Here is an 11,993-nt window from a genome sequence, read left to right on the forward strand (position 1 = left end):
TTTTACAAAATAAACAGTATCTTTGTCTATCGAATAAATAGAGTAAAGATATAAATTTAAGCGACAGCTTTGTCAAATATTTATTAGAAAGTCGGTGGTTGGCTCTCTTTTAATTTTGGCGAGCTGTCGCTTAAATGTTTTATACAAATCTACTTATTTTGTTTTAAAAAAGGAAATAAAGTAGATTCCACATGCGACTCATTGATTAGTTTACTCAATTCTTTTACCTTCTCAGGATATTGTTTCGCAAGATTATCAGTTTCAGTAGGGTCTTTGGCTAAATCATACAGTTCAATGGCACCATTAGGATTTACAGATGCATTCAATTTTACAGCTTTCCAGTTTCCTTGTCTTACCGCCTGTACTCCGCCATTTTCATGAAACTCCCAATAAAGATAAGCATGCTTTTGCTGGGCTTTATTACCTTTTAAGGTAGAAGCGAACGACAGTCCATCAATATTTTTAGCTACTTTTACACCTGCTAATTCACTGAAAGTAGGGAGTAAATCCCAGAAAGCACCAATATGATTATTTTGAGAATTAGGTTTAATAACGTTTGTCCAACGAGCAATAAACGGTTCTCTAATACCACCCTCGTATAAATCACGCTTATAGCCTTTAAAACCACCGCCACTATTGAAAAAATCAGGGTCTGCTCCACCTTCTTTGTGTGGACCATTATCACTCGTAAAAATAACCAACGTATTTTTATCTAAGCCTTCTTGCTTTAGCTTATCTAAAATCTGCCCAACATATAAATCAAGTCTACTAACCATTGCTGCAAAAGCCGCATGTGGATATTCCTGAGAAGTATAACCTCCTTTTGTAGCCTTCACCCCATAATCATTTCCTTTGTAAGGCTTTTCAGCAAATTTACCCTTGTAATATTCAAAAATACTGTCATTAGGCACAAGTAGTTCAGCATGGGGCAGGATATAAGGCAAGAATAGGAAGAAAGGCTTATCTTTTTCTCGCTGATCAACAAAATCTAATGCCTTTTTTTGGATAATATCTGGTGCATATTCTTTATTCTCACGAAGATTCTGATTTGCTTCTAATATTATCTTCTTCCCATTTTCCCATAAATGATTAGGATAGTAGCGATGTGCCAAAGTCTGACAATTATAACCAAAGAACTGGTCAAAACCTTGTTTATTAGGGTCACCCACAGAACCTACTGGCCCTAAGCCCCATTTACCAAAAGCAGCCGTTTGATAACCCGCTTTCTGTAGAACTTCTGCCACTGTTAAAACTGAATCTGCGATAGGCTCTTGCCCTTCTGGGTCAACGCCTTTATTACCTCTGATATAAGTATGCCCCGTATGTTGCCCTGTTAGCAAAGAAGAACGTGATGGTGCACAAACACTAGTACCAGCATAAAATTGTGTAAAGCGTACGCCTTGTTTGGCAAGTTTATCAATATTAGGGGTCTTGATAAGTTTTTGTCCATTCACGCCAATGTCGCCATACCCTAAATCATCCGCTAAAATAAAGATAATATTAGGACGAGGGGCTGTATTTTTTTTGTTTACTTGAGCTGTCGAGCTTTTAATAAAGAAGAGTATAAAAGCAATGCTCAGAATTATTTTTTGCATATTATGATGATATAATTAATTACGATGGAGATTATAAAACAAAAAAGCATAGATAATAAATTAACTTATTACCTATGCTTGCTAAAGACATTTGATGATTAATTATACCCAGGATTTTGTAAGTATAATCCTGCTTTTGTACCGATTTCTGTAGCAGGAACGGGATAAATTAAAAAGTCTGATGTTACAGTATTGATGGTTGTGATAGCATCATTTTTTATCCATGAGTTCATTTTAGTAACAGCATTTCCTGAACGAACTAAATCGTTCCAACGGATACCCTCTCCTAAAAACTCTTTTCTTCTTTCTTCAAGCAAGGTATCAAAACTAACATTACTGATACTTGGTAAACCTGCACGGCTTCTTACCTGATTCACTAAGGCATCTACTTCTGTTTGAGTACCTTTAGCGCCTTTCAAAATCGCTTCCGCTTTAAGTAACAGAATATCAGCATAACGCAGTACGATAAAATTGATAGGCCAATCTCTTCCACTCGTTCCCTTTTTAGCGATGTCAATATATTTTTTAATGAAAGGCTGAGAATACGATAATTGAATATTGAAAGCATTTCTTACATCAGCAGCATTGGTTAAATAAGAGGCTTTTAACTCCTTTGAGACATTAAAATTACTTGAGCCATAACCATTACCATATGAATTTGAAATTCCTTGACCTGTCCAGAATGCCACGGGAGCTAGATGACTTGGAAAGCCAGCACCATTTGATGAACTCATGAATTGTACATCAAAAATTACTTCTTTGTTATTCTCATTGTCATAAGCAAAAACGGATGGATAGGTGGATAACAATTGGTAATGATTACTAGCGATTACTTCGTTGAACAATGTCAATGCTTTGTCGTATTCGTTGCTATTGATACCTGCACCCTCAATATTATACGTTGGTCCAGAGCGAGTTAAGTATACTAAGCCTAATAATCCTTTTGCCGCATTGGCCGTGGCTCTACCAATATTAGCACCAGTATACGTAGCAGGAAGGTTTTGCGAAGCAAATTCTAAATCAGCAATAATCAGTTTATAAATATCCGCCACTGCACTTCTTGGTACAGACTCTACCTCGGCAGCAGTCAACGGTTTTTCAACCAAAGGAACTTTTCCGAAAATACGTACTAACTGGAAGTAATAAAATGCTCTTAAAAAGCGTGTTTCAGCAGTAAATCTTGCTCTTAAAGTAACATCCGTAACAATACTTCCTTTGGTTTCAAGCGCTTGCAAAACCGAATTGGCATTGAATATTCCATTGAAGTTATCGCTCCATGCACTAGCAATAAAACCCGTCGTGGTAATATTTGGCGAAAAATCATTAATTCCCTGCCAGTCACGGTTACCATCGTGCAATACATTCAAGTTATCGCTTCGCATTTCTCCTAACCAAAGTACTTGACTTGGGTAGGATGTCAGTTTGCTATAAACGCCATTTACTGCCTGTGTAAAGTCGTTGGTATTAGTATAAAAGCTTTCTGCTGTTGTACTAGAAACGGGTTGTTGACTGAGTTGGTCTTCGCAAGAGGAAAGCCCTAATACGGCTACACTAAGTGCTATATAAATTATTTTTTTCATGACTGTAAAATGTAATTTCGTAAATTAAAAAGTAAGGTTAATACCCACAGAAGCCGTTTTACTTAATGGCATTGCACCATAATCTCCTGGAATCGGGTAACTACCATTACCACTTACATTAGTATTTTGCGCTTCTGGGTTTACACCACCTCTATAATTATCATGGTTGAACCAGTTTTGTAAAGACACATACACACGAGCAGAAGAAAACACGCCTGTTTTTGCTAAATCTCGCAAGTTATACCCTAAGGTAACATTTTGGATACGGATAAAATCTGTTGAATAAACCCAATCAGAAGTTACTTGTGGTACTGTATAGGTTGACGCTAATTTACCACGAGGAGCATCATAATTTTGGTTTTCTGCTGTCCAACGTTCACGCCAGATACCCGAAATGTTGGCTGTTGTACTACCACCAAAGTCAATAGCGCGTCCGAAGTATGAAAGGATAGAACCTCCCACTTGACCGTATGCCTGAATACTTAAATCAAAGTTTTTGTATTTGAAATTGTTGGTAATACCCCATGTATATTTAGGATTTGGTTGACCATACACTACACGGTCGCTTGCATTGATTACGCCATCGTTGTTGGCATCAAAATATTTAGTATCGCCAACAGTCTGGTTTTTGATTTTAGCAACACTAGGGTTATCAATATCCGCTTGTGTTAAAATACCTATTGACTTGGTAACATAATAAGTAAACATTGGCAAACCTGGCTGTAAAATATAAGGAGCATTGCTACCGCTATAAGCTGAAGGAATATAAATGGGCGAACCGTCAGCATTCAAAGAAATTACTTCATTGCGGTTAAAAGAGATATTGGCATTAGTAGTCCATTGGAAATCAGGGGTTACAATATTTCTAGTAGTAATGCCTAATTCTAATCCTTGGTTTTTAACAGATCCAATATTTTGTAAACTTGTTGAGAATCCACTAGCACCCAACACAGGTAAATTCAATAATAAATCAGTACTTTTCTTGGTATAAGCATCAAAAGAAATATTGATTCTGTTATTCCATAGAGCCGCATCAAAACCAATATCATAGGTATTTGATGTTTCCCATTTCAAGTTCGGATTAGCCAATCCTGCTGCTACTTGTCCGCTCGCTACTATAGGAGTATTACCGCCAAAATTATAAGATGTGCCAGCCAATGTTGGGATAGCGTTATAATTACCAATGTTGTTATTACCCGACTTGCCCCAGCTAAAGCGAAGTTTTAAATCACTAATTACTTTACTATCTTTCAAGAAAGATTCTTGTGAAATTCTCCAACCGATAGAAGCCGATGGAAATGTTCCCCATTGGTTATTAGCTCCAAATTTTGAAGAAGCATCACGGCGAATACTTCCTGTGATTAAATATCTACCTTCGTAATCGTATTGAATTCTACCATAGTATGAAAAAAGTGTGTTATTATTTTCAGTAGTAGTACCCGTTACAGTCACGCCTGCCGAGTTAGGAATGGCATTACTGATAGTATTTACGATGTTGTTGGCAAAACCACCTGCTGTACTAATGTTGAAAGCTTCGCTATGCACGCTATTGAATGATACACCTGCTACGGCTGCCACATTGTGAACTTTATCGAAAGTTTTGATAAAATTAAGCGTGTTTTCATTCACAAAATTTTGCTTTCTATAACCACCATAAGAGCCACTAGCATTTTTTCCAGGGTTAGTAATACGCTCGGTAGCACCACCAACAGCCACATAGTCGGATACATATTTTTTAGTTTGCTGATTTACGTCGTCGTAATTGATGGTAGTCTTAGCAAAAAGACTTGGTAAAATATAGTATTCTGCATAAATTGATGTCAAAAGGCGTGTGTTTTTTGTTAAACCAATCGAATTATTCAAAATAGCATATGGACTTACCAGACGTGGGCTACTCCATGTATAAGTGGCGAACTCGCCAGCACCACTGTTTAAGCCAGCATTTGCTTCTACTACAGGAGCAATGGAGGCTATATTCATGATAGGACTGTCTTTCCCGTCGCCTTGAGGCGTATTGTTTTCAGAATACGTAGGAGCGAGGTTAATTCCAAATTTTAGTTTCTTGTTAGCCTTTGCCTCAATATTGGCACGAACGCCATAACTTTTGTAGTCAGTACCTACTAAGGTTGATTGCTGATTCAGGTAATTTCCTGAAAAGAAATAACTTACATTTTCAGTACCACCAGTAGCAGATAATTGATAGTTTTGAAAAGAAGCTTTTCTGTAAATAGCGTCTTGCCAATCTACATACTCCAAACCAGGATGTCCTGCTATCGACCAACGTTCATCAGGCATATAAGAGGTGTTGTATTCTCCTGCTTTCAACCCTAAAATTGCCCTACGTTGGTCATTCGTTTGGTCGGCTGTTCTACCCGTTCCAGAACGAACCCAGTTAATATTCGCTACTTCAGTAGCAACATTTACCCATTCGTCGGCACTTAAGATATCTAATTTTTTAGCAATACTACTAATACCGCTATTAGCATTCAAATTGATTTTTAACTTACCCGACTTACCTTTTTTTGTCGTAATTAATACCACTCCATTCGCGGCCCGTGACCCATAAATAGCACCCGCCGCCGCATCTTTCAATACTTGAATGCTTTCAATATCATTAGCGCTTAAGTTAGCTAATGGACTTGTACCAATGCTTCCATCAGAGCTTTGTCCAGCTACATCCAACGGAAATCCATCGATTACATAAAGAGGTTCAGAACCAGCATTGATTGAACCCGTTCCACGTACTACAACACTTAGCCCTGCACCCGGTAAGCCAGATTGCTGTTTTACTTGTACACCTGCCATTTGTCCCACCAATGCTTGCTCGATTCTTGAAATGGGCTTTTCTTCTAAATGCTTGGCATCAAAAGATGCCACAGAGCCCGTAATGTCACTGGCTTTTTGTGTACCATAACCAATTACTACTACTTCATCCAACGATTTAGCCGCAGGTTGAAGTGTAATATTAATAATAGTTTGATTGCTAATTTTAACTTCTTGAGAGATATAACCCACAAAAGAATAAATTAGCGTAGCATCTTTTTGATTAACTGTAATTGAATATTTACCATCTTGATTAGATGAAGCCCCTTTTTGAGTGCCCTTAATAATAATATTTACCCCTGGTAAAGCTTCTCCTTTTTCATCCTTAATAATTCCATTAATTATTTGTTCGCTAGATTTAATAGACTTATTAGCAATACTTTGAAAAGAAGTAATTCCTAAGACGATAATGATGGAAAAAAGACTTTGAAGTTTTCGTAAATGTTGTTTCCATTGATTGTGTTTGTCCATAATTTTTTTGTTTAATTTGATAATTTTGGCAAATACTTTTCTATCCATCATTTTTCTGATGTTGCTGGTAATCGTCAAAAAATCTGTGTTTTAGCACGGTTAGATGCTAATGTTTTATTCGAATTGTTTTAAGTAAGGAAATATTAACTCTTAAGTGTAATTATGACACATTTATAATTACTCTATAAAACTTATGGGACAAATGTATAATCTGAGAATTTTTTTGGCAAATACTTTTTAAAAAACTTTAATAATTCAATTCTAATTGTGCAATTCAAATATTTTATTGAATAAATAGAGTCTATTTTTAAGGTATTTATACATTAGTCTACTAAAGTAAAGGAGTTTTATTTTAACTATTATATCATTTTTGCATTTTTCTCAAAAAGTAAGAATTCGGTATATTTTGGTTATTAATTACCCAATCATTAGGTATTTTAATGCTATAATTAGCAATGAGTTTTGTCGTTCTATAAGTATTTTCAGCGTTTTTGAAATGAAAAAAATACTTTTTTGCATTTTTTTAAATAAAGATTTGTTTTTCTCAAATTAAATTAATTAACTTTGTCCATAGAATAAATAGATTTATAATGAACGAAGGGAGAGAGTAGGCTCGATGATCTTCTGGCAACCTGTTAGCCACCAACAAGGTGCCCCATCCTAATTCTAACGATAAATCGTACATACAATCAGTTTTTTATCATGAGTTAACATTCATTGATGTGAATATGAGTTTGCCTCATTGTTATCATCAATCCAAAATGTTTAGTATTTGATGAATTCTTTTTCATCAGATAAGTAATTGTTTGAATATATAATATACTAAGTCTATATATTTAATAGAATAATAATAAATTAAAACAGATGAAAACTACGAAGCAATTTCTATCACTCACTTATTTAGCGATAGGTTCACTGGCATTCAATGCTGCCGAAGCACAAACCAAATTTATTAAAGAAGGCCAATGGCGTGGTGAATTTAAAGTGAACGAGGTACAAGTACCCTTTAATTTTGAAGTCAAAGGAAAAGATGCTGAACATGCAACGTTCACGTTGTTAAACGGCTCACGTAGAGACGATTTTCATGTAAAACAAATTGCGAATGATTCAGTATTTATCAAAATGAATACTTATGATGCTGCCTTAGTAGCAAAAATAAATGATGATGGCACCTTGTCAGGAGTTTATAAAAGCCTTGTACCCAATTTTAAAGGAAATTTCCTTCCCTTTACGGCAGAATCTGGTAAAACATATCGTTTTGTAGAACCTGCTAAAGAGATTCAGGCAAACCATAATTTGTCAGGTAAATGGGCTATTAAAATTATTAGCAAAGAGCCCGTAGCTGAGCAAGTAGCAGTTTTTGAACAAAAAGGAAATAAACTAAAAGGTGTGTTTCTGAAAGTAACTGGCGATACGCGTGAACTAGAAGGTATCGTACAAGGAGATGAATTTACACTGACAGGTTTTTCAGGACCAAGCCCTTGGTTAATTCGTGGGAAAATTAATCCTGATAAAAGTATTTCTGGCGAAGTAGGCTTGGGTATTTATAACAACGTGAAATTTGAAGGCGTAAAAGATAAAAATGCAGAATTGCCCGATGCATATACGTTAACGCACTTAAAAGAAGGATATGAAAAACTAGATTTCACCTTGCCAGACTTGAATGGGAAACAAGTATCACTGAGTGATGAAAAATATAAAGGAAAAGTGGTTATTGTAGAAATTATTGGTACTTGGTGTCCAAACTGTACAGACCAAACACAATTCCTTTCTCCGTGGTTCAAGGCTAATAAAAATCGTGGTGTTGAGGCTATCGCAGTAGGGTTTGAGCAGAAAGATGATTTAGCTTATGCAAAATATACTTTAGGAAAACTAAGAGATAAGTACGATATCCAATATGATATTTTGTTTGGAGGGATTGCTGATAAAAAAGTTGCTTCAGAAAAATTTGCAGCCTTGAATAAAATGATAGCTTTTCCTACTACCATTATTATCGGGAGAGATGGCAAAGTAAAACAAATCCATACAGGATATACGGGTGAAGTAACAGGAAAATACTTTAAACAGTATGTGAAAAAATGGAATAAAGAATTAGATAAACTTATTGCAGAACCTGTTCCTGCTTCAGAAGTAGCTTTAAATAAATAATACAAATAATCAACTCAGGTATTTAATACATATAATATAATCTCAAATTCAATTATTCACATGAAAAAAATCATTCTAATTCTGACAAGTGTTTTGACTTTCGCAATCAGTGCAAAAGCAACAAATGATAATAAAGGTAGCGACGTAGTATACACTGTTGATAATCAGGCTAGTAAGTTGATATGGACTGGCAAGAAAGTAACGGGTGCACATACTGGAAACGTTTCATTGAGCGCAGGTAATTTGGTCGTTTCAAATAATAAACTGAAAAGTGGCTCATTTGATATAGACTTAACGTCGTTGACGGTAACGGATTTAACAGATAAAGACTATAATGCCAAATTAGTGGGACATCTGAAAGCAGATGATTTTTTTAGCGTTGAAAAATTCCCTAAAGCTAAATTCGTGACTACGGCTGTCACGTCGAAAGGAGGTGAAAACTATGAAATATCAGGCAAACTTACCATCAAAGGTATTACGAATGATGTGAAGTTTCCAGCTACTGTAAAGGTAGATAAGAACAAAACGACTGCTCAGGCTAAAATTTTGGTAGACCGTACTAAGTATGATATTAAGTTTCGTTCAAAAAACTTCTTTGAAAACTTAGGTGACAAAGCTATTGAAAATGACTTTGAGTTAGACGTTAATTTGGTGGCTCAAGCAAGCAATGTAGCAGCTAAAGCGACTGGAAAATAAGTGTTTGTACGCTAGATGTGGGCAGATAAATAGCGTAATAAAATGCTTGTAGAAAAATTTAGAGGTGTAGACATATTTAATTAAATAAGAAAACACCTCTAAATTCTCCTGACTTTATATTTCTTCTATAAATTACCATCATGAAAAAATGCTTCTGCATACTCTCGGTAGCTTGTATTGTATTGATGAGTTTTCAGTATCAGATGCAAGAAAATGAACCTACTAGTAAAATAGCACTCGGAGAAAAACTTTTTTTTGACCCAATCTTATCTTCTAAAAAAACATTAAGCTGTGCCTCATGCCACAAACCCGAACTTGCTTTTGCTGATACAACACAATTTAGTGTAGGTGTTGACGGCATTTTGACTGATAGAAATACACCTTCTGCAATGAACTTGGCAGGTAGAATACATTTGTTTTGGGATGGTCGTTCCAACTCCTTAGAAGAGCAAGCTATTCAGCCGATTATATCAACAACAGAAATGAATCTTCCGATTATGCAGGCCATAACAAGATTAAATGAAGATAAAGTATATAGTAGAGCGTTCAAGAAAATTTATAAATCACAAGCCACCGAAAAGCTCTTGGGAGATGCTTTGGCGGCGTATCAAAAGACCTTAGAAACTGCCAATACTCCCTACGACCGTTATATCAATGGGGATGATAATGCCATGAGTCCAGAAGCAATCAGAGGACGCCTGCTGTTTATTGGTAAAGCTAATTGTGCCAATTGCCATGCAGGAGAAGACTTTACTGCGGATAGATTTAAAAATATAGGGTTATTCGATGGACGAAAGCTAAATGATGTAGGACGGTATAAAATTACAAAAGATTCAAGTCATTTAGGGCATTTTAAAGTCCCAGGCCTACGAAATGTAGCCATTACACCTCCGTATATGCATAATGGCGTATTCAAGACTTTAAAAGAAGTAATAGAATACTATAATCAGCCTGATGCTTTTGTGAAGGATGGCGTTAATAGAGATTTATCCCTTAGTGCTCCCTTGGGACTAAGTAAAACAGAAATAACGGAGTTAGAGGCTTTTCTAAAGGCACTGACCGATGATCGATTCTTAAAGAAATAGACGGCATTACAGCTAATTATCTTAAACCAAACATATACCTTTTTATTGCTCCATTTTTTATATCCTTTAACAATTTAAACCTAATACTATGGTGAGGCTCGTCAAGTTTCATTTGGTCTATCATGACCGATGCTTATCAATTTATTTTAGTTAATCATCTTCAACAAAGCTTCGTCCATCAACATCTTGATGGACGATTAACTCAAAAAATCATGAAAAATAATTTTATAAAAGGAGTGTGCAATGTTTCATTGTTAACACTCTCATTGACAAGCACGTCCTTTGCTGTTGAAAAACCTACTTTAAAAGAAGGCAAATGGCGAGGAGAGTTTCAAGTAAATGAAACAAGAGTCCCTTTTAATTTTGAAATAAAAGGAAAGACCATAGAATCCTCAACGCTGACTTTATTGAACGGAAGTCGACGAGATGACTTCAAAGTAAAGGCTATATCTGGCGATAGTATTTTTGTAAAAATGAATACCTACGATGCCGCTTTGATTGGTAAAATTGACGAGCAAGGTACTTTCAGAGGCGTTTATAAAAGTCTTGTTCCCAATTTCAGAGGGAACTCATTGCCTTTCGTGGCCGAGTTTGGTAAAACTTACCGTTTTGTAGAACCTGGCAAAGACTTAAAACCAGTAACGAATGTTACAGGAAAATGGAATGTAAAAATCATCAGTAAAGACCCTAATGCGGCCAATTCTATTGCGCAATTAGAACAAAAAGGCAACAAACTAACGGGCGTTTTGATGACGGTAGTGGGTGATACCCGTGAACTTGAAGGAACTATTCAAGGTAATGAATTCCATCTTTCAGGATTTACAGGGCCAAGTCCAGTAGCTATCAAAGGTAAAATCAATGATGATTTAACCACCATCAGCGATGGTGAAATTAGTTTTGGGATTTATATTACCCAAAAATTTGAAGCAACAAAAGATAAAAATGCTTCATTACCAGACCCTTATAAACTTACATTCTTGAAAGAAGGCTATAAAAAACTAGACTTCACGTTCCCTGATTTGACAGGAAAGCAAGTATCTCTGAGTGATGATAAGTATAAAGGCAAGGTAGTAATCGTAGAAATTATAGGAACATGGTGTCCTAATTGTACTGACCAAACTCGCTTTTTAGCACCTTGGTTTAAAGCCAACAAACAACGAGGTGTAGAAGCAATAGCCATTGGATTTGAGCAAAAAGATGATTTAGAATATGCCAAATATACATTAGGCAAACTTCGAGATTTCTTTGGGATAGAATATGATATCCTTTTCGGAGGTATTGCTGACAAAAAAGTAGCTACTGAGAAACTTGCTGCTTTGAATAGAATGGCGGCTTTTCCTACCACTATCATTATTGATAGAAAAGGAAATGTTCGCGAGATTTATACAGGTTATACGGGTGAAGTAACGGGTAAATACTTTAAAGATTATACCAAAAAATTCAACAAAGTTTTAGACGGATTAATAGCAGAGCCTAATCCTTATGAAAAGGCAAATGTTACTACTGCCAGTTTGAAATAAGCTTCATCAATTAACTAACATACCCCAAGACAGTTCGTAATACCTTGCCATGAGTATTACGGCTGTTTTAACCTT

General features: G+C 35.8%; 7 protein-coding genes and 1 riboswitch. Of the genes, 4 read left to right on the top strand and 3 right to left on the bottom strand.

Annotation, left to right across the window (positions count from 1 at the left end; translation table 11 throughout):
- Positions 1-149: 149 nt before the first annotated feature.
- From AC1RNE_RS21120 to AC1RNE_RS21130, 3 genes are all read right to left on the bottom strand, one after another.
- A complete protein-coding gene (locus tag AC1RNE_RS21120) occupies positions 150-1,595 on the bottom strand; it encodes an arylsulfatase (RefSeq protein ID WP_492803919.1) in 1,446 nt (481 codons plus the stop codon).
- 98 nt (positions 1,596-1,693) lie between these two features.
- Complete coding sequence (locus AC1RNE_RS21125) at positions 1,694-3,175, bottom strand: RagB/SusD family nutrient uptake outer membrane protein (RefSeq protein ID WP_492803920.1); 1,482 nt, start codon at positions 3,173-3,175, stop codon at positions 1,694-1,696.
- A 24-nt stretch (positions 3,176-3,199) separates the two neighbouring features.
- Positions 3,200-6,469, bottom strand: a complete 3,270-nt coding sequence (locus AC1RNE_RS21130; protein WP_492803922.1) for a SusC/RagA family TonB-linked outer membrane protein — start codon at positions 6,467-6,469, stop codon at positions 3,200-3,202.
- A gap of 582 nt (positions 6,470-7,051) precedes the next feature.
- Positions 7,052-7,148: riboswitch (SAM riboswitch) on the top strand.
- Positions 7,149-7,333: 185 nt separating this feature from the next.
- Between AC1RNE_RS21130 and AC1RNE_RS21135 the strand changes: the two genes are divergently transcribed.
- The 4 genes from AC1RNE_RS21135 to AC1RNE_RS21150 all read left to right on the top strand — a co-directional run bounded on the left by AC1RNE_RS21135 (position 7,334) and on the right by AC1RNE_RS21150 (position 11,918).
- Positions 7,334-8,617: a peroxiredoxin family protein gene (locus tag AC1RNE_RS21135; protein WP_492803924.1), complete on the top strand. Its 1,284-nt coding sequence runs from the start codon at positions 7,334-7,336 to the stop codon at positions 8,615-8,617.
- A 60-nt stretch (positions 8,618-8,677) separates the two neighbouring features.
- Positions 8,678-9,313: a YceI family protein gene (locus tag AC1RNE_RS21140; protein WP_492803926.1), complete on the top strand. Its 636-nt coding sequence runs from the start codon at positions 8,678-8,680 to the stop codon at positions 9,311-9,313.
- Positions 9,314-9,453: 140 nt separating this feature from the next.
- Positions 9,454-10,398 carry a cytochrome-c peroxidase gene (locus tag AC1RNE_RS21145; RefSeq protein ID WP_492803927.1) on the top strand — a complete coding sequence of 315 codons (945 nt, stop codon included), beginning with the start codon at positions 9,454-9,456 and terminating at the stop codon, positions 10,396-10,398.
- 212 nt (positions 10,399-10,610) lie between these two features.
- A complete protein-coding gene (locus tag AC1RNE_RS21150) occupies positions 10,611-11,918 on the top strand; it encodes a peroxiredoxin family protein (RefSeq protein ID WP_492803929.1) in 1,308 nt (435 codons plus the stop codon).
- Positions 11,919-11,993 lie beyond the last annotated feature (75 nt).

This window comes from Arcicella sp. GW822-FHT02H01 (assembly GCF_058802005.1).